Below are 22,624 nucleotides of genomic sequence, written 5' to 3'. Positions count from 1 at the left end.
GACCCGGTCAGTCGGTGCGCGAGGCCGCCCAGGTCTCGTGGGCCGCGTCCACCCGGGCCCACAGGGCGGCGCGGTCCTCGGGGGTGAGGTCGTCGAGCCTGCGCCGGAAGAGCCCCTCGATGACCTCGAACATCTCCCGCGGCCCGCTCAGTTCCCGCTCCGTCTTCCCCTTCCCGGGGACGGACCGGGTCAGGACACGGCCGCGCAGGCTGTCCGCGCCGTCCGCGTCCCGCCGGATCACCGCGAAGGTCCGTACGAAGGGGGAGTCCTCGGAGGTGGACATCCAGGTGTGCATCGCCTCGAAGTCGGCCGTCGTCGCGGGGGCGTCCCGGAAGTTGACCCGGGGCATGTGTCCGAGCGGGCTGAGGAAGGTCCAGCCCGGGGCCTCGCCCGCCGGCGGCTCCAGCCGCTCCATCGCGTACGCGGAGCCGCCCTGTCGGTAGGCGCCCTCGCGCAGCGGCAGCGGCTCGTGGGGGCCGTCGCCGAGCCCGACGTCCACCCAGTACGCCCGGCCCTCGACGCGCACCGTCAGGGTGAGGTGCCCGCCGTTGACCTCGCGGGAGGCCGCGTCGTCGAGCACGCCGCCGACGTGGCGCGTGACCTCGTAGCCCAAGGTCTCCAGGAGGTGCGCGAAACCGCCGTTGAGGTGGTAGCAGTAGCCGCCCCGGCCGGCGGCGAACCGGCGCACCGACAGCTCGGGGTCGATGCCGGGCGGCCGGCCGAGCTGGATCTCGATGTTGTCGTAGGCGACGCGCTCCAGATGGGCGCGCTGGAGCGCGAACAGGCCCCCGGCGGAAGGGGATCCGGGGTCGGTGATGCCCAGCCGGCGCAGGTAGGCGGATACGGGAGTGCTCATGACGGCACCCTAGGACGGGCCGCCGGCCCGGTCCCGGGGATTTCCCCGGGGTCCGTCAGGTCCGCGACCCGCCCCGGACCGGGCCTACTTGTCGATGTCGCCGACCACGAAGAAGAGCGAGCCGAGGATCGAGACCATGTCCGCGACCAACTGCCCGGGCAGCAGGACGGCGAGGGCCTGGATGTTGTTGTAGGAGGCACTGCGCAACTTCAGCCGGTACGGGGTCTTCTCGCCCTTGGAGACGAGGTAGTAGCCGTTGATGCCGAGGGGGTTCTCGGTCCAGGCGTACGTCGCCCCCTCGGGCGCCTTGAGCACCTTCGGCAGCCGCTGGTTGATCGGCCCCGGCGCCAGCTCCGCCATCCGGTCCAGGCAGGCCACGGCCAGGTCGAGGGCGTTGTGGGTCTGGTCGAGGAGCACCTCGAAGCGGGCCAGGCAGTCGCCCTCGCCGCGGGTGACCACCTTGAGCACGTCCTGCAGCTCCCCGTAGGCGAGGTACGGCTCGTCGCGCCGGAGGTCGAAGTCGACGCCGGAGGCGCGGGCGACGGGGCCGGAGACCCCGTACGCGTGGACGGCCTCGGCGGACAGCACGCCCACCCCGCGGGTGCGGCCGCGGAAGATCTCGTTGCCGTGGACGAGCTTGTCGTAGACGTCCATGCGGGTGCGGACGTCGGCGATGGCGGCGCGGGCGCGGCCGAGCCAGCCGGCCGGGAGGTCCTCCTTGAGGCCGCCGACCCGGTTGAACATGTAGTGCATGCGGCCGCCGGAGATCTCCTCCATCACGGCCTGGAGCTCCTCGCGCTCGCGGAACGCGTGGAAGATCGGGGTGATCCCGCCCAGTTCGAGCGGGTACGACCCGAGGAACATCAGGTGGTTCAGGACGCGGTTCAGCTCGGCGAGGAGGGTGCGCATCCACACCGCCCGCTCGGGGACCTCCATCCCCAGCATCCGCTCGACGGCCATGACCACGCCCAGCTCGTTGGAGAAGGCGGACAGCCAGTCGTGGCGGTTCGCGAGCATCACGATCTGTCGGTAGTCGCGCGCCTCGAAGAGCTTCTCGGCGCCGCGGTGCATGTAGCCGACCACCGGCTCGGCACTGACGATGCGCTCGCCGTCCAGGACGAGGCGCAGGCGCAGCACGCCGTGGGTGGAAGGGTGCTGCGGTCCGATGTTGAGCACCATGTCGGTGCTCTCCGCCGCGCCGCCGATGCCGACCGTGGTCTCCGTCATGGCGGCATTCTCTCAGCCCTACGCTGGGGGCATGGGAACCGGGACGAAGGGTGAGACGACCCCGCCCGAATGGGTGGGGTTGCCGGGCGGGCTGCTCGGGATGCGAAGACTGCTGCTGGTGATCTGGACGGTGCTCCTCACGGTGGCGACGGCGGTTCCGCTGGGCCTGTTCGTCGGGCCCGGCTGGGCGGCCCTCGGGGTGGTGTGGATCGGGGTCCTGGCGTGGGGGTGGGTGATGATCGGGCGGAACTGGCGGTCCTGGCGGTACGCCGAGCGGGCCGACGACCTGCTGATCAGCCGGGGCGTGCTGTGGACGGAGCAGACCGTCGTCCCGTACGGGCGGATGCAGCTGGTGGAGGTGACCTCGGGCCCGCTGGAGCGGCGCTTCGGGCTGGCCTCCCTCCAGCTCCACACCGCCGCCGCCGCGAGCGACGCCCGGATCCCGGGGCTGGCGCCCGCCGAGGCGGAGCGGCTGCGGGACCGGCTGACGGAGCTGGGCGAGGCCCGATCGGCCGGGCTGTGAGCGCGGGGGAGGCGCCCGGCGGGCGGGGCGGGGAGGGCTCTGCGGGGTCGGTGGGGTCGGCGGGTCCTGCGGGTCCTGCGGGTCCTGCGGGTCCAGTGGGTCCAGTGGGGCCTGTGGGTTCGGTGGGGTCGGACGGTGGTGCGGGTTCCGCCGGATCCGTCGGTTCCGGCGAGCGGAGGTTGCACTTCCTCACGCCGCTGCGCCGGGCCTGGGTGCCGATCGCCGCGACCCTCGGCATCGTCGTCCAGCAGGGCGACCGCGCCCAGGAGTGGGTCACCGAGGCCTCCGTCGTGCTGCGGCTGCTCGGGCTGGCGGTACTGGTGGTCGGCTTCGGCTCGTACGGCTTCCTCAGCTGGTGGTTCACCCACTACTCCGTCACCGACACCGAACTCCGCATCCGCACCGGGCTGCTCTTCCGCCGCACCGCGCACATCCGCCTCGACCGGATCCAGGCCGTGGACGTCACCCGTCCGCTGCTGGCCCGGGTGGCGGGCGTCGCGAAGCTCCGGCTCGACGTGATCGGCACCGAGGACAAGGACGAGCTGGCCTTCCTCTCCGAGCCGGACGCGGTCGCGCTGCGCGCCGAGTTGCTGGCCCGGGCGGCGGGCTTCGCGCCGGCGACCGCCACCGAGGTGGGTCAGGCCCCGGAGCGGGAGCTGCTGAGGGTGTCGGTGCGGGACCTGGTGGTGTCGATGCTGCTGACCCTGGGCGCGTGGGCCGCCCTGGCGGGCGGGGTCGGGGCCCTGGCGGTGGTGTGGACCCTCAGCCTGAGCCCCTGGGCGGCGTTGGCGGCCCTGGTGCCGGTGCTGGGCGCGGCGTGGGCGGGCACCGCCGGCCGTTTCCTCGCCGAGTACGACTGGACCGTCGCCGAGTCCCCCGACGGGCTCCGCCTGGACCACGGACTGCTCGACCGGGCCCACGAGACCGTCCCGCCGGGGCGGGTGCAGACCGTGCGGGTCGTGGAGCCCCTGCTGTGGCGCCGGCGCGGGTGGGTCCGCGTGGAGCTGGCCGTGGCGGGCTCCAAGAACGACGTCCTGGTGCCGGTGGCGACCAGGGCCGCCGCCCACGCCGTGATCGCCCGGGTGCTGCCGGGGGCGGATCTGGACGCCCTGGAGTTCAGCCCGTCCCCGAGGGCGGGCTCGCGGTGGGTGGTGCCGGTGTGGTGGAAGGGGTACGGGCTGGCGGTGTCGCCGGAACTGTTCGCGGCCCGGCGCGGGCGCCTGTGCCGGCGTACGGAGATCGTTCCGCACGCGAAGGTGCAGAGCGTGCGGCGTACGCAGGGCCCCTGGGAGCGGGCCCGCGGCGTGGCCGACCTGCGCGTGGACACCGGCGCGAACGGCACCGTCACCGCTCGGCTCCGGGGGGCGGACGAGGCCACCGAACTGCTCGCCGCCCAGGCGTCCCGCTCCCGCACCTCCCGCGCGAGCGCCCGCCCGGACCGCTGGATGACCTGAGCCGCCGGCGCCCACGGGCGCCGTCCCGGTGGGGACTTCCCGGCCGGCCGGCCCCGTACGCCCGGCTCGTCGACCGATGGTTTTCGGCCGACCCTGGCCGCGAGGCCGCCCGTCGGGGGGCGGCGGACGCTGGGAAGTCGGTCGGCGGCCGGTGCGCTTCGGGGCCGACCGGCGAGGTGTCGCGCTCCTGTCCAGGGCGATCGCGGGGGTCTCGCTGCCGGGGAGAAGTGGAGGCGGGGCCTCGGCAGGGGCGAATTTCGGACAGACGTTCCAGCCATGTGAAACCGTGTTTGTGTTCGCAACGTCCCTTGGGTAGACAGGTACGCACACGAGTGACGCCACGACACTTCAGGGGTGGGTGAATGAAGTTCGACATGGGCAGTACGACGCTGTCCGAACTGGGCAAGGCCACGGGTGGCTCCAGCGAGGACCTCGGCACGCTGATCAAGCTGCTGATCGCCGCCGCGGACCCGCTGGAAGGCAAGTTCAACGGCGCCGGCCGGGCCGCGTTCGACTCGTTCAAGCAGCGTTCGGACGCCATCACCGGCGAGCTGAACGCCTCGCTGCGCGCCATCATCGGCGGCCAGTCCGGGATGGACACCTCGTTCGTCGCCGGTGACCACGAGCAGGCGGACCAGGCCCACCAGAACATGGGCTCCGCGAACTTCGACGCCGCCCGCTTCGGCGCGCGCTGAATCCGGGGGGATCGAACCACATGGCACAGAACATGGACCGCACCTCGTACGACATCGGCGCTTCGGTGGAGGTGCAGGGCGGCATCGGCGGGATCATCGGCCAGTTGGAGCGGGTGCTCGGCGACCGCGACACCGCGGTGAAGGCCGCGATGGCCGAGTTCACGGCCGACGGGGTGTCGGACGAGTACCACGGCAAGGAAGTCCGGTGGAACCGGGCCGCGAACGAGGTCCGCGACATCATCCGCCTCGTGCGCACCACGCTGGAGCAGAACGACGCGACCGCGCAGGCCACGCTCTCCAAGGCCAAGGCGGCGGTCGACAACATCGGCTGACGCCGGGCGGGCCGGTCGACGCGGAGTCGCCGGGGAAGGGACACGGGGGTAGGTCATGGACTGGGACATCAAGCCGTCCGGTGTGCAGGGGGTCGTCAACAAGACCATCACCGCCTCCGAGGGCTTCCAAAAAGCGGGCACGTCGCTCCAGAAGGAGCTTCCGGAGGCCGCCAAGCACGCTGGGACGATCACTCCGGGCGGCGGTACGGGCGGCGAGGGCGGCGGCATGGGTCCGATCGCGGGCGCCCTGGGCGAGCTCATGGCCTCCCACGAACACCGCCTCGCCTTCATCGGGGCGCGTACGTCGGCCTCGATCAACGGGGCGGTGAACGCGACGACGGCGTACGTGCACGGAAATCTGGAGCAGGCGGCGAACGCGCAGCGCGAGGCGCTCAAGGAACCGAAGGTCGACCTCCCGGGGGCGGGGCAGAAGTGACGGACCACGTACCGATCAATCCGTGCACGATCCCGCAGTTCACCGGTGACCTCGCCGCACTGGAGCTGAACAAGACGGCGCTGACGACGGCCGCGGGGACCTTCCGCGACGCCGGCTCGAACGTCGACTCCGAGTTCCAGGGGCTGGCCGCCTTCTACACGGCGCCGGAGGCGGCGCAGCTGTTCGCGACGACCAAGCCGATCAAGACGGACAGTGATTTCTTCGCCGACCAGTTGGAGACGGCCGCGAAGGCGCTGGGGGAGTACGCGACCGAGGCCAGGCCGATCGTGGCCCGGCTGAAGGAGCTCCAGGCGAAGGCCACCACCTTCAGCAACAAGATCAGTGGGGACGAGCACTGGAAGGACGACGGGGACAAGATCGATGAGAACAACGATCTGATCCACGACGTCAACGCGGCCGTCTCGGCGTTCTGGGCGGCCGAGCGCACCTGTGCGAACAAGATCCGCGCCCTGTACTGCGCGGCGCCGCTGACGGCCGACGACGGCTCGCACGGCGCGAACATGTACGGCTACAAGGGCGAGGACCTCAACAACGCGCAGGATCTGCCCTGGGGTTCGCAGCTGGAGGAGACCCACCGCTGGTACGAGGTCGGGCACTGGGTGAAGTCCTTCGTCTGGGACGGCCTGATCGTCGACGGCATCTGGGGCACGATCCGCGGGCTGGGCACCCTGGTCGGCGTGGACGGCCTCGACGCCGCGGGGAAGGCCTGGACGGGTCTGGCCAAGCTGGCGACGGGGCTGGCGATCACCATCACGCCGGGGCTGGGCACCGCCTTCTGGATGGCCGACGACAAGCAGCTCCCGGGGTGGATCCGGGACTCGCGCACGGCGATGAAGGAGACCGGCAAGGCCCTGGTCGCGTGGGACGAGTGGGGCAAGAACCCGGGCCGCGCGGCGGGCGCGGTCACCTTCAACGTGCTGACCACCGTGTTCACGGGCGGCGCCGGTACGGCCGCCAAGACGGGCGCCGTCGCGAAGGTGCTCAGCGTCGCCGGCAAGGCCGGCAGGCTCATCGACCCGATCACCTACATCGGCAAGGCCGGCTCGCTGGCGAAGCTGAAGGTCGGTGACCTGTTCGCGAACCTGGGCAAGGTCGACGGGGCCTTCCCGAAGATCGACGACGTGGTCTGGAAGGACCTCCCCAAGGCCGACGCCCCGGGCATCACCTTCCCGCACCCGGACGACACGGTCCGGCTGCCCGACGACGCCATGGGCCGTCCCCAGTACTACGACAAGACCACGAACCAGCTCCTGGACCACACGGGCGCCCCCAAGCAGGACCTCACCTCAGTACCGAAGGGCTCCGACCACCCGCTGGTCGAGGTCCCGAAGCGCGAGCCGGTCACGGTCGGCGCCCCGGCCCACACGGTGGACGTCACCTCCCACACCCCGGGCGGCGTGGCGGGCCACACCCCGGGCGGCCCGGTCACCCACACCCCGGGCGGCGTCGCGGACAACACGGTCCACAACAGCCACACCGAACCGGGCGGAGGCGGCGGCACGACGGGCCACGGCGGCTCGGACACCACCCCCACGACGGGCGGCACCCACCACACGGACACCCCGGGCCCGACCGGCCACGGCGACACCCCGGGCATCCCCCACCAGGGCGACGGCCCGGGCGGCGGCGCCGGTGGCGGCCACGACGGTCCGGGCGGTGGCCACGACGGGGCGGACCCCAACAACCCGCCCGTCCACCTGGACGGGGACAGGATCACGCAGCAGCCCTCGGGCAAGATGGCGCCCGAACGCGAAGTCGCGGTCACCGAGTCCCTCACGAAGTCGAAGGTCCCCGCAGGCGATCAAGCGCGCATGCTGACACAACTGAAGAAATCGGAGTACGGGGCGGCCGTCGCGGACTACATCGCCGGCGGGAAGTTCTCCGACATCCCCAACTATCGGGAATTGATCTTCCAGGTAAAGCAGCCGGGCATGATGCCCGCGGTGCACCAGGCGCTGGAGCACGCGGCGGAACTCCAGGCGAAGAACATCGGACACATCGAGTTCGAACTGAAGATGCCCGAGCGGGGCCTGGACCTGGATGTCGCGACCAGGGTCGACGGTCGGATCGAGTACGGTGCCCAGCTCAAGGACGTCCAGAGCGTCAAGGGCATCAAGTCGGCTGTCAATGGAATCGCCGAAAAGCAGCTGAAGGGCGACGGAGTTGACGTCAAGGCCGCGATCCTCGACATCCACGACGTGAAGGGCGCATTGTCGGAACGGGACCTGAATGTGGTCCAGCGGGCCGCGGACCGTACCAATGCCTCGTTCGAGCTCCGCTTCAACGACGGTTCCATCACCGTCTATCCGACCAAAGCCACTCAGCCGTGAGGAAAAATTCAATGTCGCTTCTGATGCGCGCGCCGAGGGAGAGCGGCTCGTGGTTCTGGGACCTCGACGACGTGAGCGAGGTTGGGCTGGAGCCCGCCCTCGCGACGGCCGAGCGGATGGCCGCCGTGCTGTCCGCGCACGGTCTCCTGGAGCCGTACGGCCTGGAGTGGAGCTGGTTCGAGGTCGGCAAGGGCGGGCTCGGCATCGACAGTGGGCTGAGCCTCGTCAGCAGGTCGCTGGGTGACGAGAAGCTCGCCGACGAGATCCGTGCCTGCCGGCCCGTGGGCCACCCGGGCGCGGAGATGACGGGCTTCGTCGTCGTCGGGTCGGGGACGTGGTTCGACGCCGAGGGGGCCGGCCACAAGGAGCAGCGCCTCGTGGAGCTGCTGGTGTCTCCGGACTCGATCGGGCCGTCGGCGGAGCTGTCGGTGTTCCACGACGTCTGGGGCACCTGCGACTTCCGCGGCACCCCGCATCCCGCCGTGCAGGCCCACAACGCGCCCCGCCTCGCCGCGGCCCTGCGGGAACTCGACGCGCTGCTGGGCGTCGAGGCCGAACCGGGGGAGCCGACCTACTTCGGCACGGCCAAGGCGTACGGAGTCGAGGACGCCGAACTCCTCGACGGCCGCGGGCCCGACCTCACCGACCTGATGTAGCCGCGAGCCCCAGCCCGCCGGGAGAGCTGTGATCACATCCGAGCCGGTCGGCGCATGGTTCTGGGAGCCCGCCCCGGTCGCCCGCGCCTCCGAGGACGGGACGCCGAGGGCGGCGCTCGATCTGCTGACGGACGTCGGGGACACGTTGGTCGCCCTCGGGCTGGTCACGGGCGAGGGCACGGCGTCGATCGTCCTGCGCGAGCGGCGTGCCGTGACCGTTCCCCGGTACGAGATCCGTGACGTTCCCGTGGGGCCGGGTGACGGTTTCGGCCCGGGTGTCACGGACGCGGTCGGGCGGGCCGCTGACGTGGGCCTGTTGCCGGGGCGCCTGCTGACGCTGAGCCTGAAGCAGGCCGGCGAGTGGTCGGAGGCCGGAGTCGGGCGCCGTGCGGAGAAGCGGTTCAGCGTACGGATCGACGTGTGGGGCGAGGGTGCGGTGGTGCTCGCGCTGGCCGCCTATGCGGACGCCTGGCTGACCCTCGACCTGAGGGAGCGCCCGCAGCCCGAGGTGGCCGCCGAGAACGCGCCCCGTCTCGCTGCCGCTCTGCGACGGATCTCCGAACTGACGGGATCGGAGGTCGACCCCGGGGACCCCACCCGGCACGCCCGGCCCACCACCGTAGGGTTCGCCGACCTGCTGGTGGAGGGGGCGGAGTACGAGGACTCCTGGGGCACGTTCGAGGTCCCGGCACGCTGGAAGCGGCTCATGGGGATGCTCCCCGCGCCCTCCGAGGGCCAGGACTTCGCGAGCACCACGGACCGCCCCGTCCGCTACGCACGGGTACGACGCGGGGAGCGGGTCCTCGGCTACCTCTGGGCGTCCGTCGGTGACGAGGCGGCCGGGTACGAGCCCCGTACGGCGGCCGGCGACGCGGCCTTCGAGGCCGGCGTGCCGTGGCTGCTCGGGCTCCGCGCCGAGCGACTGCGGGGCGCCGGAGCCCTCCGGGCGTGGCAGGGGCTCTTGGGCGGGTCGCACAGCGGCCCGGAAGGCTCGGCGGTCGACACCGAGGAGCACGAGGCGGCCTCGCTGGACGCCTTGGCGGAACGGTCGGCCAGGTACTGAACCCCGCCTCAGGCGACGAGCAGGGTCTTGGCGCGGAGGAGGACGTCGTCGTCATCCAACGCCACCGCCCCCGCCTCGACATCGGTCACGATCCGCCGCAGGACCTTAGCCCACTCCCTCTGAGCTGCCGCTCGACGTGCTGAGGGCTTCTGGCACGGATCACGACGATTACCTGTACCACTGGGTGGCGGCGCTCCAGGCGTATGGGTTGAAGCGGCCGGGGTTGGTGGAGCAGTTGACGGCGACGTTCGACCGGACGCATCCGGATGTCGCGGTGATCGCGGGTCGGGAGTACATCCGGCAGGCGGCGCATCCGCCGATCAATGTGTTCTACACGTTCCTCGGCAAGGACGAGGCGGCTTTTCACGCGACGCTGTTGGAGGCTCTGGAGCTTCATCGGCGGTATTGGACGGCGACGCCCGAGCGGGCCGGTGACATCGACGGGCTCGTGCCGCTTGGCATCCTCGCGGTGGCCTGTCTCGCCCATGACGGCGGGATTCCGGTCCGGGTCGAGTCCCCGTATCTGCCCGCGCACCTCCTCAGGCGATCCCGGGTCGGCGGGGACATCGTTACGGAAGCGGGGGCGGGCGCCGGTTTCGCCGGGGGGAACGGACGTACTAGCGTCGGGGGCGACAGGGAGGGGGCGTGATGGCGGCAGAGGACTACGACAGCCAGTTGCTGGAGTCGGTCGCGGTACGGCGGCGCCGGATGCGGGACGCCGTGCTGTTCGGGGCCCAACGCGGCCGGCGGATGGCCGACGAACGGATCGGGAAGGCCGTCGCCGGGCTCGTCATCGCGGCCGTGCTGTGCGCCGGCTGCGTCGGCTGGTCGTTCATCTCGCACCGCCTCATCGGCAAGGTCGGCACCCCGGGGCAGGTCAGTACACGGTGATAGGTTCGGGCGCGTGGTGAGCATGGGGGCGGGAAGCGGTACGGCGTTGAGTCGGGTCACCCTCGTCGGTGAGCGGCGGCGGATGGATCTCGTACTGCCCTCCGAGGAACCCGTCGGGCGGCTCCTGCCCGACGTCATACGGATGTTGGACGACCGCGTGGCCGCGCAGCCGACGCTGCGCCACCTCGTGACCGGCGACGGGTCGGTGCTCGAACACGACACCTCCCTCGCGGACGCCGGCATCGTCGACGGGGCCGTGCTGCGCCTGGTCCGGGTGCAGGACGTGCCGTCCGCGCCGGTGGTGCACGACGTCACCGACGAGGCGGCCGAGGACCTCGACGTACGGGCCTGGCGCTGGCGGCCCGCCGCGCGCAGGGTCACCTCCGGGGCGGCCCTGGTCGCCTGGGCGCTGCTCGCCGGCTGGTTCGCCCGCCGGGAGTTCGCGCCGGGCGCGGTGGCCGGGGTCCTGCTCGCCGGCGCCGCCGGCTGCGGGCTCGCCGGGGCGCTGCTCGGGCGGCTCGGGCGGTCCGGGATCGCGGCGGCCCTGCTGGCCACGACCGGCGCCGTCGGCGTGCTCGGGGCGTGGACCCTGGGCGACGCGCAGCACTGGGGGGCCATGGGCCGGCTCGCGGCGGTGGCCGCGGCGCTGACCGTCGCGCTCGCGCTGCTGGGGTGGTTCACGCCGCTCGGGCGGGGCGGCTTCGTCGGAGCGGCCGCCCTGGTGGTGCTCACCGGGGCCTGGGAGGTCGTGGCCGTGCTCCAGGGCGGCTCGGGGGCCCGTACCGGAGCCGTGCTCGCCGTGGTGTCGGTGGTGCTGCTGGGGATGTTGCCGCGTCTCGCGCTGGCGGCGGCCGGACTGACCGGGCTCGACGACCAGCGGGCGCGGGGGGCCTCGGTCAGCCGGTACAAGGTCGCGACCGCCCTCGGCGCCACCCACCGGGGCATGGCGCTGGCCACCCTGGCCACCGCCGTCTCGGCGGGCGCGGGCGGGGTTCTGGCGCTGCGGGACCCGGACGTCTGGACGGTGTCCCTGGCCGTGGCGACCGCTGCCGTGCTGTGGCTGCGCGCCCGGGCGTTCCCGCTCGTCGCGGAGGTGGTGGCGCTGCTCCTGGGCGGCGCGGCCGTCACCGTGGCGGCCCTGCTGGTGTGGGCGGAGCGGTCCGGCGCGGCCGGGCCCTTGGCCGCCCTGCTGGTGCTGGCCCTGCTGTCGCTCGGCGTGCTCGCGGTCCAGCCGCCCGAGCACGTACGGGTCCGGCTGCGGCGGTTCGGGGACACCGCCGAGTCGCTCGGCGTCATCGTGCTGTTCCCGCTGCTCATCGGGGTGTTCGGCGTGTACGGGCGGCTGCTCGGCACCTTCGCGTAAGGGTTGCGACTCACACATGTCAGACATGAACCGGCACGACGTGAACCGGCAGGACGTGAACCGGCACGACGACTGGCAGGCCGGGGTCCTCGGCGAGCTGACCGGAGCGGCGCCGACGCCCGCACCGCCCGGCCCCGGCCCCGGCCCCGTGCACCCGGCGCCCGCCGGCCCCGTCCTCGCGCAGGCCCCCGCGCCGCCCCCGGCCCCCTACGCCTACGCGCAGGCCACCGGCCGCGTCGCCCCCGAGACCGTGCAGGTCCCCGGCGCCGACGCCCCCGTCGGCCGCGCCCGGCACGGCGACCCCCTGGCGCGCCGCGCCCTGCGAACCCTGCGCGGGGCGCTCGGCTCCTCCGTGGCCAGGGCCGTCGCCGTCGAGACCGGGCTCGCGACGCAGGTGCAGCAGCCCGTCACCACCGGCCGGCACATCGTCGTCACCAGCATCCGGGGCGGCTCCGGCAAGACCACCGTCACCGCCCTCCTCAGCCGCACCTACAACCACCTCCGGCACGACCCGGTGCTGACCGTGGAGGCGGACGCCGCCCTCGGCACCCTCCCCGTCCGGCTCGGCGTGCGGTCGCTGCGCTGGACCTGCGGCGACCTCGCCCAGATCGTCCGCCCCTCCATGCAGCTCACCGACGTCACGGGCTACCTCGTCCCGCTCGCCGACGGCGGTTGGCTGCTGCCCGGCAGCCAGGGCCGGATCGGCGCCCAGGTGGACGTGGCCACCTACCGGACCGTGATGGTCGCGCTGCGCCGCTACTTCGGGGTCACCGTCGTCGACTGCGAGACCCTGCCCGGCGAGGTGGCCCGTACCGCCCTCGACACCGCGCACGCCCGGGTCCTCACCACCCCCGCCACCACCGAGGGGCTGGTGTCCACCCTCGCCGTCCTCGACTGGCTGGCCACCCTCCCCGTGCCCGTGTTGCCCCGCACGGTCGTGGTGCTCACCGCCCAGTCCCCCCACCCCGCCCTCGACCTCGACAAGGCCGCCGAGAAGCTGCGGGCCACCGGCGCGGGGGTCGTCGTCCTGCCCTACGACCGCCACCTCGCCTCCGGCGGCGCCGTCCGCACCGAACTCCTCGGCGCGCGGACCCGGGAGGCGAGCGTACGGCTGGCCGCCGAGGTGCTCCAGCGGGCCGTCGCGCTGCCGGCGACCGGCGCCGGAGGCCCGAAGTGACGCAACAGCTGGTCCACCGGCCCGCCCGGGGCACCCTGCCGCCGGCCCCCGCCGAACCGCACACCGTCGAGGCACCGCCGAACCTGCCCGAGGGCAAGATCGGCAGCCCGGCCACGGCCCTGCTGCCGATGGCCGGAGTCATGGGCTCCGTCGTGATGATGACGGTCATCCGCAACAGCCAGTTCGCGGCCGTCGGCGCGATCGTCCTGGTCTTCGCGCTGATCGGCGCCGTCGCCCTGTTCTGGTCCCAGCGCGGCAAGGCCCAGCGCACCCGCCGCGCCCAGCGCGAGCGCTACCTGGAGTACCTGGAGGAGCAGCGCGAGGAACTCGGCGCCCGGGAGAAGGCGTTGCGCGAGGAGGCCCGCCGCCTCAATCCGCCGCCCGAGGCCCTCTACGACCTCGTCCGCGACCCGGCCCGGCTGTGGGAACGCCGCCGCACCGACGCCGACTTCCTGCGCCCGCGCCTGGGCACCGGCGCGGTCGCCGTCCAGCAACCCGCTCTCGGGCAGGGGGCGGGCGGGGTCCTCACCCCGCCCGACCGCTTCATGCTGAACGAGGCCGGCGCCCTCATGTCCCGCTTCGCCCGCGCCAGCGACTTCCCGCTGACCGTGCCCCTCGACCGGGCCGGGAACATCAGCGTCATCGGCGACCGCGAGGGCGTCCTGCGCGTGGCCCGCGCCCTGCTCACGCACACCGCCGTCCTGCACGCCCCCGAGGACGTGGCCATCGCCCTCGGCATCCCCGGCGACCGCATGGAACAGGACTGGGAGTGGGCCAAGTGGCTGCCCCACGTCCTCGACCCGCAGGAACAGGACGGGCCGGTCGCCGCCCGCCGCATCGCCCCCGGCCTGCCCCGCCTCGCCGCCGGCGTCCTCGCGCCCGAACTGCGCCGCCGGGCCTCCTACGCCGCCGAGGTGCGCCGGGGCCTGTCCGGCCGCGACGCGCTGCGGCTCGCCGGACGGCTGCTCGTGATCAGCGACGAGTACGGCGAGAACGCCGTCGAACTGCCCCGCCCCGACACGGCGGTGGGCCTGGCCGACATGAACACCACCGTGATCCACCTGCTCGCCGAGCAGGTCCACGAACCGGACGAGGTGTCCATACGGATCACCGTCGACGGCTCCGGCGGCCCCGACGGCGTCCACGTCACCGTCCGGGACCTGCGCACCCCGCAGGCCCCCGCCGCCGAGGGTCGGTGCGACGACCTCGGCCCCGCCACCGCCGAGGGCCTGGCCCGCATGCTCGCCCCGCTGCGGCTGTCCGCCGAGTCCGTCGCCGAGGGCACCCCCGTCTCCGGACCCGTCGACTTCATGGGCCTCCTCGGCATCGACGACCCCGCCGCCCTCGACGTCGAGCGGCTGTGGGCCCCGCGCGGGGAGCGGGACTTCCTGCGCGTGCCGATCGGCATCGACGACCGCCACGGCCCCGTCCTCCTCGACCTCAAGGAGTCCTCGCAGCTCGGCATGGGCCCGCACGGGCTGTGCGTGGGCGCCACCGGCTCCGGCAAGAGCGAGCTGCTCCGTACGCTCGTCCTGGCCCTGGTCGCCACCCACTCGCCCGAGGACCTCGCGATGGTCCTCGTCGACTACAAGGGCGGCGCCACCTTCGCGCCCTTCGAGGAACTCCCGCACGTCGCCGGTGTCATCACCAACCTGGAGAACCAGGCCGGGCTCGTCGAACGGGTCCACAGCAGCCTCGCCGGCGAGGTCAAGCGCCGCCAGCAGGTCCTCAAGGACGCCGGACACGTCGCCGACATCGGCCACTACGCCGTCCTGCGTGCCGAGAAGCCCGAACTGGAGCCGCTGCCGCACCTGTTCGTCGTCATCGACGAATTCGGCGAACTGCTCACCGCGAAGCCCGACTTCATCGACCTGTTCCTCTCCATCGGACGCATCGGCCGCTCCATCGGCGTGCACCTGCTGCTGTCCAGCCAGCGCATCGAGGGCGGCAAGCTCAAGGGCCTCGACACCTACCTCTCCTACCGGCTCGGCCTGCGCACCTTCTCCGCCGACGAGTCCCGCACCGTCCTCGACACCACCGACGCCTTCCAACTGCCGCCGCTGCCCGGCTTCGGCTACCTCAAGGTGGACACCTCCACCTACACCCGCTTCAAGGCCGGCTACGTCTCCGGCCGCCACCGGGGTCCCGTCCTCGACCGCGACGACGCCGACCGGGCCTCCCTCGCCCTGCCCTACCCGTCCTTCAACACCCTCCAGGACAGCGCCGCCCCGTCCGAGGGCGTCGAGGACAAGCCCACGGCCACCGCCCGCGAGACCGGGCCCAGCGTGCTCTCCGTCATCGTCGAGCAGCTCGCCCGGGCCGCCCCGCCCGTACGCCGGATCTGGCTGCCGCCGCTGCCCGACGCGGTCCCCCTCGACTCCGCCGCCGGACCCCTCACCGTCACCGGCGAGGGGCTGCGCTTCGGCGACCGCCGCCGCCCGCCGATGACGGTGCCGCTCGGCCTGCTCGACGACCCGGCCCGGCAGTGGCGCGGCCCCTGGGAGCTCGACCTCAAGGTCGCGGGCGGGCACACCGCCGTCACCGGCGGCCCCCAGTCCGGCAAGACCACCCTGCTGCGCACCCTCGCCCTGTCCCTCGCGCTGACCCACACCCCGCAGGAGGTCGCCGTCTACGGCCTCGACCTCGCCGGGGGCGGCCTCGCGGCCCTCGCCGGACTCCCGCACGTCGGAGGCATCGCCGGCCGCGCCGACCGCGAACGGGCCGCCCGTACGGTCGCCGAGGTGCGGGGCATGCTCGCCGCCCGCGAGCAGCTGTTCCGCGAGCACTCCATCGACTCCGTCGACCAACTGCGCCGGCTGCGCGCCGACGGCGCCGTCCCCGAACTGGCCTCCACCGACATCGTGCTGCTCGTCGACGGCTACGGCGCCCTGCGCGAGGAGTTCTCCGAACTGGACGACGCCGTCACCGACCTCCTCAAGCGGGGCGGCGGCTACGGCATCCACGTGGTCGCGGGCATGCTCCGCTGGAACGACGTACGCATCGCCAACCAGTCCCTCTTCGGCGGGCGCGTCGAACTGCGCCTCGGTGACCCCTCCGACTCCGCCATCGACCGCAAGCTGTCCGAGACCCTGTCCCCGGACACCCCCGGCCGGGTCCTCACCGACGGCAAGCTGTTCGCGCAGACCGCCCTGCCCCGCATCGACTCCGGCATCGGCACCACCGACCTGGCCGCCGCCCTGGAGGCCGCCGCGGGCACCGTCCGCGCCACCTGGCACGGCGAGATCGCCGCCCCCGTACGGGTCCTGCCCGCGCGGCTGCCCGCCGCGCGGCTGCCCTCCGCCGACGAGGAGCCGTACCGGATCCCCGTCGGCGTGGACCAGGACGTGCTCGCGCCCGTCCTCCTCGACCTGTTCGGCCAGGACCAGCACCTGCTGATCCTCGGCGACAACGAGTGCGGCAAGACCAACCTGCTCTCCCTGATCGCCCGCCAGCTCATCGCCCGCCACGGCGAGGACGAACTTGTCTTCGCCGTCTACGACCCCCGGCGCGGGCTGCGCGGCGTGGTCCCCGAGCCCTATCGGGGCGGTTACGCCCACAACGGCAAGGTCGCCGCCGCCCTGTCGGCCGGCATCGCCAAGGAACTCGACAAGCGCCTCCCCGAGGACGGCATCGACCCCGACGCCGTCGCCGGCGACGGACCGGGCTTCGTCGGACCGCGCATCGTGGTTCTCGTCGACGACTACGACATCCTCACCACCGCCGGACAACAGCCCCTCCAGGCCTTCGTCCCCTACCTGCCGTCCGCCCAGGACATCGGCCTGCACTTCGTGGTGGCCCGGCGGGTCGCCGGAGCCTCGCGGGCCCTGTACGAGCCGCTGATGACCACCCTGCGCGAATCGGGCACGACGGCCCTCGTCATGAACGGCGAACGCTCCGAAGGGCAGCTCTTCCCGCAGCTGTACGCGAGCGCCCAACCGCCCGGCCGCGGCACGCTGGTGCGGCGCGGGCGCCCCCACCAGGTCGTGCAGACCGCGCTGGCGCCGACCCCCCTCGACAAGGAAGCCAACGGGGCCCCCTCGTGACCAAGGACGTCATCGCCCTCACCCCGAAGATGCCCGACACCACCGCCCTGCTGGTGGCCCTCGCGGCGGGCGGCCCGGAACTCGACGCCGCCACCGCCGCCGAGGGAGCGGTGATCCAGCTGCTGGGCGCGGGCGGCCGGCCCCTGGTCTCGGTGGAGGCGCCCGTCCTGGTCCAGGTCCCGGGCGAGACCGAACGGCTCCTCGGCACTCCCTGTGCCACCCCGGTGTGGTGGACCGAGACCCGGGCCTCCACCGCCGTCCCCGAGGCCGCCGCCCTCGCCGGAGCCGTGGCCGGGCGTCTCGCCGAGGTGCTCGGGGGCGAGGTCTGGCCGGCCGGGGCCGGTCGGGTCGGCGCCGTCCCGGTGACCTCCGCGGCCTCGGCGGCGCCCGCGCCCGTCGGGGCCCTGCCCACCGTCGACGTGGTCACCGAGTCCACCGCCGTGGTCCTCGCCGACCGCCCGGTGATCGCGCTGACCGCCTGGCTGTCGGACGTCCTGCGCACCACGGCCGGCTTCGGCGCGGCCCTCCAGATCGTCACCCCCGGCCACTGCCGGCTCAGCCCGCTCCTACGGGCCGCCCTCACGGGCGCGCCGAACCGCTGGGTCGTCCAGGACCCGGAGTGCGGCTACTACGACGGCCTGTCCGGGGCGGTCCTGAGCTGGCAGGACGGCACCTTCGCCCCCGCCCGCGACGCCGCCGGGGCGTCCCGGCCCGCCGCCGCCTTCGTCCGCGCCGACACCTCGGGGGAGCGCCTGCTGACCTTGCGGGTGCGCACCGGGCACTCCGCCGAGCGGGAGCTGCTGCTCGGCCGCTCCCTGGAGGCCGCCTGGCGGGCCCTCACCGGGGGACCCCCCGCCGGCTGGGGCACCGCCGAACCCGTGAACCTGCCCTGGTCGCCCCGCCTGCTCACCGACCTCGCCCGGAGTCGCGCCCCCGAGCCGACCCTGATCACGGCCGTCGGCCGGCCGGAGCGGCCCGCGCTGGCCACCGTACGGATCACGCGCACCGCCACCGGGGTCGAGGAGGACATCACCCTCACCCTCGGCCACGGCCCCGACGAGGAACTCCCGCTCGACGCCCTGGAGGGGCTGGCCGACACCCTGGTCACCGGGCACGGCCTGATCAGCATGCTCGCCACGACCGGACCCGGCCGGCGCGACCTCGGCGTGGGCCCGCACCTGGCCGCGCCCCCGCTCCCGGTGTCCTTCACCCTCGGCAGCGCCGGAGTCGCCGAAGCCACCCTGACGGAGGCCCGGCGCCCGCCGCTGGCCCTCAAGCCCGCCCAGGTGGGACCGGCCCGACGGCCCGGACTGCACTACCCGCTGGGAGCGGGCACCGACCCGGCGGGCTGGGACACCCTCGCCACGCTCCTGACCCACCTGCGCACGGCGGTGCCCACGCTCTAGCGCTCGCGGGCGCCGCCCGGCGGGGTCACATCCCGCCGGCGCGGACCAGCCCCGTCTCGTAGGCCAGCACCACGACCTGGACCCGGTCGCGCAGGCTCAGCTTGGTCAGGATCCGGCCCACGTGCGTCTTCACCGTGGCCTCCGACAGCACCAGCCGGGCCGCGATCTCCCCGTTGGACAGTCCCTGGGCCACGAGCAGCATCACCTCGCGCTCCCGGTCCGTGAGCCGCTCGACGTCCTTGTTCCGCGGCTCGGCGGAGGTCGACGGCAGCATCGGCGCGAAGCGGTCCAGGAGCCGGCGCGTGGTGGACGGGGCCACCACCGCGTCCCCGCTGTGGACCGAGCGGATCGCCGCCAACAGCTCCCCGGGCGGCACGTCCTTCAACATGAAGCCGCTCGCGCCCGCCTTCAGCCCGGAGAAGGCGTACTCGTCCAGGTCGAAGGTGGTCAGGATGATCACCTTCGGGTGTTCCTCGGGCTCACAGATCCGGCGCGTCGCCTCGACCCCGTCGAGCTTCGGCATGCGGACGTCCATCAGCACCACGTCCACCTTCGTGGCCCGCAGCACCTCCAGCGCCTCCAGGCCGTTCCCCGCCTCGGCGACGACCTCCATGTCCGGCTGGGCGGCGAGCACCATCCGGAAGCCCGTGCGCAGCAGCACCTGGTCGTCGACCAGCATCACTCGGATGGACATCGGTGAATACCTCTACCTCTTCTTGAGCGGGAGCAACGCGCTGATCCGGAAGCCGCCGCCGGGGCGCGGTCCCGCGTCCAGGGTGCCTCCGACCATACCGATGCGCTCCCGCATCCCGATCAGACCGTGTCCGGCGCCGTCCGCGCCGCCGTCCTCGTACAGTTCGTGCGCCGCGCCCCGGCCGTCGTCCTCCACCAACAGGCCCAGCCCGTCGTCGAAGTAGACCAGCCGGACGCTCGCCCTCGCGTCCGGACCCCCGTGCTTGCGCGTGTTCGTCAGCGCCTCCTGCACGATCCGGTACGCGGTCAGCTCCACCCCGCTGGGCAGCTTGCGCGGAGCCCCCTCGATCTCGAAGTCCACCGTCAGCCCGGAGGCGCGGACCTGCTCGACCAGCACCTCGATCTGTTCCACGTCCGGCTGCGGCACGTAGTCCTCGGAGTCCTGCGGCTCCCCGGTGCGCAGCACGCCCAGCAGCCGGCGCATCTCCGCGAGGGCCTGGCGGCCCGTCCCCGAGATGGTCTGGAGGGCCTCCTTGGCCTGCTCGGGCGCCACGTCCATGACGTACGCGGCCCCGTCGGCCTGGACCACCATCACCGACACGTTGTGCGCGACGACGTCGTGCAGTTCGCGGGCGATCCGGGCGCGCTCGCCGGCCACCGCCACCTTGGCCTGCGCCTCGCGCTCCTTCTCCAGCCGGTGGTTGCGCTCCACGAGCTGCGCGTAATAGGCGCGGCGGGTGCGCACCGAGTCGCCCATCACCCAGGCGAGGGCGAAGGGGACCATCAGGAACAGGGTGAAGAGGAAGGTGTCGCTGCCCTTGTCGACCTGGTCGCCGAAGCGCACCGCGTACAGCGGGGCGGCGGTCAGGCCGATGCCGAACGCGAGCCGCGACATCCGCCGTGACACGTCGGAGGCGGCCGCCACCGTGTAGAGGACGACGAGCATCGCCAGGTCGAAGGTCTGCACCTGGACCCCGAGCGCCAACTGGTAGGCGCCGGTGGCGACGGCCAGCCAGAACATCGGCACGGTCCACTTGCGGCGCAGCGCCAGGACCGCCGTCAGGGTCAGCACGGGCGGCACGGCGGCCAGCCGCGCGCTCGGACCCGAGGGGATGTCGACGACGCTCAGCAGGGACAGCCCGAGCAGGAGGACCGCCCAGAGGCAGTCGACGCCCGTCGGGTGTCTGCGGATGAAGTCGTAGAGGCGCTGCACGTAACCCAGAGTAGGGAACGGAGATAGGTGCTGGAGTCAACCACAGGTGCGATCCCTGCGACGGGGGCGTACTCCCCAAGGTGGAGGGTGAGCTTAGCCTTTGTGGGATGAGCGCTCAGGGTGGTGTCAGGGGTGGTGGGGAGGACCTGCGGCCGGTCCGGTGGGGTGCGGCGATGGAGGCCGCGCTCTACGGTCCGGACGGCTTCTACGTGCGCCCCGGAGGGCCGGGTCCCGCCGGGCATTTCCGCACATCCGTCCACGCCTCCCCGCTGTACGCCGGGGCCGTGGCCCGGCTGCTGGTGCACGTGGACGAGGAGCTGGGCCGCCCGGAGCGGCTCGACCTCGTGGACGTGGGCGCCGGGCGCGGGGAACTGCTGACCGGGGTGCTCGCGGCCCTGCCGGACGAGGTGGCGGCGCGGGTGCGGCCGTACGCGGTCGAGCGCGCGGCCGAGCCCGGGGCGCGGGACCCGCGGGTGCGGTGGGTGGCCGAGCCGCCCGAGGGGACGACGGGGTTGCTGTTCGCCAACGAGTGGCTGGACAACGTCCCCCTGGACCTCGCCGAGGACGGCCGCTACGTCCTGGTCTCCCCGGACGGTACGGAGAGCCCGGGCGGCCCCCTCGACGCCGCGGACCGGGCCTGGCTGGAGCGGTGGTGGCCCGGCGCGGGGGAGGAGGGCCGTCGGTCGGAGATCGGCCGGACCCGGGACGAGGCCTGGGCGGCGGCCGTCGCCACCCTGGAGCGGGGCCTGGCGGTGGCGGTGGACTACGCCCACACCCGCGCGGCCCGCCCCCCGTACGGCACCTTGACGGGGTTTCGCGAGGGGCGCGAGGTCCCCCCCGTCCCGGACGGCGACCGCGACGTCACCGCGCACGTGGCGCTGGACGCCTGCGCGGGGCCGGGCGCCCGCCTGCTCACCCAGCGCGAGGCCCTGACCGCCCTCGGCGTCTCGGGGGCCCGCCCCCCGCTGGCCCTGGCCTCCACCGATCCGGTGGGCTACGTACGGGCCCTGTCGGCGGCCGGCGAGGCGGCGGAGCTCACGGCGCGCGGCGGCCTGGGCGACTTCGGCTGGCTGGTCCAGCCGGTCGGGATCCCGGCATGGCCGGCGGTGGTGTGAGCGCTCAGAGCCGCTTGGCGCTGCGCAGGGTCGTCGCGTAGTAGCCGTTGCCGTCGAGGCGCGAGGCACCGCCCTTGTCGCCGATGGTCGGGCCGTTGGCCTCTTCGCGGCTGGAGATGAAGATCTTGTGGCCGTCGGCGTCGTTGCCCAGGTAGATGCCCGTGTGGTCGAGGCGGTCCTTGGTGCGCTGGTCGAGCTTGAAGAAGACCAGGTCACCGGGCTGGAGCACGTCTATGGAGGCGGGTCGGTCCGCCGCGCCGACCCCCTTGAGGGGGATGACGTCCGTGCCGAGGGCGGAGCGGGCGATGCCGTTCGCGGTGCGCGGGAGGCCGGCGCCGGGGGTGTCGTCGGGCATCAGGGGGTAGCGGGCCCGGTAGCCGAACACGGTGCGCACGAAGCCCGAGCAGTCGATGGCCCGGTAGCGGGCGGGTGTGGGCTGTCGGGTGACGCCGTTGCGGAAGGCGTACGGCTTGCCGAGGTAGTCGTAGAAGTCCGACTGCTCCAGGCGCAGGTCGTTGCCGACGGAGCCGTTGGGGTTGAGCGGGCCGAAGGAGGCGTCACCGGCGTACGGGACGCCCTGCGCGTCCTTCTTCACCGGGGCCTGGTCGCCGTACTGGAAGGCCGTCGCGAAGATGTCCTCCTCGGTGCTCCCGAAGTACTTCTTGAACCACTCCTTGAACCAGGCCTGGCTCTCCGCACCCTGCTTCCACGGTTGCGGCATGAGCCGCACCCAGTCCTCCGTGACGACCCGGGAGCTGGTGGTGGCGGGCTCGGCGAAGGTGCGGCTGGGGCCGGTGAGGGTGGCGGTGCGGGCGCCGTCGGTGAAGGCGGCCAGGACCCGCCCCGAGGCGTCCCGGAGCACCGACCGGGCGGGGCTCTGGACGCGCTCCCACTTCTCGGCCCCGGCCTCGCCCGTCCCGACGCCGCTCTTGCCGGCGACGATCCGCACGGCGGGCGTCTTGGCCTGCTCCTCGGTGCGCAGGGCGTACGTGAGGTAGGCGCTGCCGGCCAGCAGCGTGAGCACGACGGCCGTGTGCAGCGCGGAGCGGTTGCGGCGGCCCTTCTTCGGCGAGGCGGTCATACGGGTCGCTCCGTGGCAGCGGTGGGTGGGGGCGGGGGCGGGGGAGGGG

At 73.5% G+C, this 22,624-nt stretch carries 20 protein-coding genes; 15 read left to right on the top strand and 5 right to left on the bottom strand.

What is annotated here, in order from left to right:
• Positions 1-7: 7 nt before the first annotated feature.
• Together ACIOD1_RS26140 and ACIOD1_RS26135 are read right to left on the bottom strand one after the other, a co-directional pair.
• Positions 8-856 carry an arylamine N-acetyltransferase gene (locus tag ACIOD1_RS26140; RefSeq protein ID WP_401904939.1) on the bottom strand — a complete coding sequence of 283 codons (849 nt, stop codon included), beginning with the start codon at positions 854-856 and terminating at the stop codon, positions 8-10.
• Between the two features lie 84 nt (positions 857-940).
• Entirely contained in the window at positions 941-2,083 is a 1,143-nt protein-coding gene (locus ACIOD1_RS26135; RefSeq protein WP_365615267.1) for an NADH-quinone oxidoreductase subunit D, read from the bottom strand.
• A 31-nt stretch (positions 2,084-2,114) separates the two neighbouring features.
• On the opposite strand from ACIOD1_RS26135, the gene ACIOD1_RS26130 reads away from it, so the two are divergent.
• From ACIOD1_RS26130 to ACIOD1_RS26065, 14 genes are all read left to right on the top strand, one after another.
• Positions 2,115-2,606 carry a PH domain-containing protein gene (locus ACIOD1_RS26130; RefSeq protein ID WP_365615264.1) on the top strand — a complete coding sequence of 164 codons (492 nt, stop codon included), beginning with the start codon at positions 2,115-2,117 and terminating at the stop codon, positions 2,604-2,606.
• A 50-nt stretch (positions 2,607-2,656) separates the two neighbouring features.
• Entirely contained in the window at positions 2,657-4,060 is a 1,404-nt protein-coding gene (locus ACIOD1_RS26125; RefSeq protein WP_401905085.1) for a PH domain-containing protein, read from the top strand.
• Positions 4,061-4,422: 362 nt separating this feature from the next.
• Positions 4,423-4,755: a hypothetical protein gene (locus ACIOD1_RS26120; RefSeq protein WP_365615261.1), complete on the top strand. Its 333-nt coding sequence runs from the start codon at positions 4,423-4,425 to the stop codon at positions 4,753-4,755.
• Positions 4,756-4,775: 20 nt separating this feature from the next.
• Positions 4,776-5,087 carry a pore-forming ESAT-6 family protein gene (locus tag ACIOD1_RS26115; protein ID WP_365615258.1) on the top strand — a complete coding sequence of 104 codons (312 nt, stop codon included), beginning with the start codon at positions 4,776-4,778 and terminating at the stop codon, positions 5,085-5,087.
• 55 nt (positions 5,088-5,142) lie between these two features.
• Positions 5,143-5,523, top strand: a complete 381-nt coding sequence (locus ACIOD1_RS26110; protein WP_365615255.1) for a DUF6507 family protein — start codon at positions 5,143-5,145, stop codon at positions 5,521-5,523.
• Positions 5,520-7,874, top strand: coding sequence for a hypothetical protein (locus tag ACIOD1_RS26105; protein WP_401904934.1), 2,355 nt, complete (start codon positions 5,520-5,522; stop codon positions 7,872-7,874). The genes ACIOD1_RS26110 and ACIOD1_RS26105 overlap by 4 nt, the downstream gene beginning before the upstream one ends.
• An 11-nt stretch (positions 7,875-7,885) precedes the next feature.
• Positions 7,886-8,530, top strand: coding sequence for a hypothetical protein (locus ACIOD1_RS26100; RefSeq protein WP_365615250.1), 645 nt, complete (start codon positions 7,886-7,888; stop codon positions 8,528-8,530).
• Positions 8,531-8,558: 28 nt separating this feature from the next.
• The gene (locus ACIOD1_RS26095) at positions 8,559-9,593 is read left to right on the top strand and encodes a hypothetical protein (protein ID WP_401904930.1); all 1,035 of its coding nucleotides are present in this window, start codon (positions 8,559-8,561) and stop codon (positions 9,591-9,593) included.
• Between the two features lie 124 nt (positions 9,594-9,717).
• Positions 9,718-10,242, top strand: coding sequence for an immunity 49 family protein (locus ACIOD1_RS26090; RefSeq protein WP_401905083.1), 525 nt, complete (start codon positions 9,718-9,720; stop codon positions 10,240-10,242).
• Positions 10,242-10,484, top strand: coding sequence for a hypothetical protein (locus tag ACIOD1_RS26085; protein ID WP_365615245.1), 243 nt, complete (start codon positions 10,242-10,244; stop codon positions 10,482-10,484). Before ACIOD1_RS26090 ends, ACIOD1_RS26085 begins: the two co-directional genes overlap by 1 nt.
• Before the next feature lie 22 nt (positions 10,485-10,506).
• On the top strand, positions 10,507-11,847 hold the full coding sequence (eccD, locus tag ACIOD1_RS26080) for a type VII secretion integral membrane protein EccD (protein ID WP_401905081.1): 1,341 nt from the start codon (positions 10,507-10,509) through the stop codon (positions 11,845-11,847).
• 16 nt (positions 11,848-11,863) lie between these two features.
• Positions 11,864-13,024 carry a hypothetical protein gene (locus tag ACIOD1_RS26075; RefSeq protein ID WP_401904927.1) on the top strand — a complete coding sequence of 387 codons (1,161 nt, stop codon included), beginning with the start codon at positions 11,864-11,866 and terminating at the stop codon, positions 13,022-13,024.
• Positions 13,021-17,067, top strand: coding sequence for a type VII secretion protein EccCa (eccCa, locus tag ACIOD1_RS26070; protein ID WP_365615239.1), 4,047 nt, complete (start codon positions 13,021-13,023; stop codon positions 17,065-17,067). Before ACIOD1_RS26075 ends, eccCa begins: the two co-directional genes overlap by 4 nt.
• Positions 17,064-18,473, top strand: a complete 1,410-nt coding sequence (locus tag ACIOD1_RS26065) for a DUF6177 family protein (protein ID WP_401904924.1) — start codon at positions 17,064-17,066, stop codon at positions 18,471-18,473. The genes eccCa and ACIOD1_RS26065 overlap by 4 nt, the downstream gene beginning before the upstream one ends.
• Positions 18,474-18,498: 25 nt before the next feature.
• Here the strand turns inward: ACIOD1_RS26065 and ACIOD1_RS26060 are convergent, their stop codons facing one another.
• Together ACIOD1_RS26060 and ACIOD1_RS26055 are read right to left on the bottom strand one after the other, a co-directional pair.
• A complete protein-coding gene (locus ACIOD1_RS26060) occupies positions 18,499-19,167 on the bottom strand; it encodes a response regulator transcription factor (protein ID WP_365615233.1) in 669 nt (222 codons plus the stop codon).
• 12 nt (positions 19,168-19,179) lie between these two features.
• The gene (locus ACIOD1_RS26055) at positions 19,180-20,379 is read right to left on the bottom strand and encodes a sensor histidine kinase (RefSeq protein ID WP_401904921.1); all 1,200 of its coding nucleotides are present in this window, start codon (positions 20,377-20,379) and stop codon (positions 19,180-19,182) included.
• Between the two features lie 107 nt (positions 20,380-20,486).
• Between ACIOD1_RS26055 and ACIOD1_RS26050 the strand changes: the two genes are divergently transcribed.
• Entirely contained in the window at positions 20,487-21,494 is a 1,008-nt protein-coding gene (locus ACIOD1_RS26050; protein WP_401904918.1) for an SAM-dependent methyltransferase, read from the top strand.
• A 4-nt stretch (positions 21,495-21,498) separates the two neighbouring features.
• Here ACIOD1_RS26050 and ACIOD1_RS26045 read toward each other — a convergent pair whose 3' ends face one another.
• Positions 21,499-22,575, bottom strand: a complete 1,077-nt coding sequence (locus tag ACIOD1_RS26045; protein ID WP_365615227.1) for an NlpC/P60 family protein — start codon at positions 22,573-22,575, stop codon at positions 21,499-21,501.
• Between the last annotated feature and the right edge of the window lie 49 nt (positions 22,576-22,624).

It is taken from the genome of Streptomyces sp. NPDC088097 (assembly GCF_044741845.1).
Classification (GTDB): Bacteria; Actinomycetota; Actinomycetes; order Streptomycetales; family Streptomycetaceae; genus Streptomyces.
The sequence above is the reverse complement of the archived record's forward strand: the minus strand, read 5'-3'. Positions and strand labels throughout refer to the sequence as shown.

What these genes read in the sequence shown, in the direction of transcription:
- ACIOD1_RS26045 (WP_365615227.1), bottom strand. Translation starts at nt 22,575, where the DNA reads ATGACCGCCTCGCCGAAGAAGGGCCGCCGCAACCGCTCCGCGCTGCAC.
- ACIOD1_RS26100 (WP_365615250.1), top strand. Translation starts at nt 7,886, where the DNA reads ATGTCGCTTCTGATGCGCGCGCCGAGGGAGAGCGGCTCGTGGTTCTGG.
- ACIOD1_RS26115 (WP_365615258.1), top strand. Translation starts at nt 4,776, where the DNA reads ATGGCACAGAACATGGACCGCACCTCGTACGACATCGGCGCTTCGGTG.
- ACIOD1_RS26110 (WP_365615255.1), top strand. Translation starts at nt 5,143, where the DNA reads ATGGACTGGGACATCAAGCCGTCCGGTGTGCAGGGGGTCGTCAACAAG.
- ACIOD1_RS26085 (WP_365615245.1), top strand. Translation starts at nt 10,242, where the DNA reads ATGGCGGCAGAGGACTACGACAGCCAGTTGCTGGAGTCGGTCGCGGTA.
- ACIOD1_RS26140 (WP_401904939.1), bottom strand. Translation starts at nt 856, where the DNA reads ATGAGCACTCCCGTATCCGCCTACCTGCGCCGGCTGGGCATCACCGAC.
- ACIOD1_RS26135 (WP_365615267.1), bottom strand. Translation starts at nt 2,083, where the DNA reads ATGACGGAGACCACGGTCGGCATCGGCGGCGCGGCGGAGAGCACCGAC.
- ACIOD1_RS26075 (WP_401904927.1), top strand. Translation starts at nt 11,864, where the DNA reads ATGTCAGACATGAACCGGCACGACGTGAACCGGCAGGACGTGAACCGG.
- ACIOD1_RS26130 (WP_365615264.1), top strand. Translation starts at nt 2,115, where the DNA reads ATGGGAACCGGGACGAAGGGTGAGACGACCCCGCCCGAATGGGTGGGG.
- ACIOD1_RS26060 (WP_365615233.1), bottom strand. Translation starts at nt 19,167, where the DNA reads ATGTCCATCCGAGTGATGCTGGTCGACGACCAGGTGCTGCTGCGCACG.
- eccD (WP_401905081.1), top strand. Translation starts at nt 10,507, where the DNA reads ATGGGGGCGGGAAGCGGTACGGCGTTGAGTCGGGTCACCCTCGTCGGT.
- ACIOD1_RS26120 (WP_365615261.1), top strand. Translation starts at nt 4,423, where the DNA reads ATGAAGTTCGACATGGGCAGTACGACGCTGTCCGAACTGGGCAAGGCC.
- ACIOD1_RS26050 (WP_401904918.1), top strand. Translation starts at nt 20,487, where the DNA reads ATGAGCGCTCAGGGTGGTGTCAGGGGTGGTGGGGAGGACCTGCGGCCG.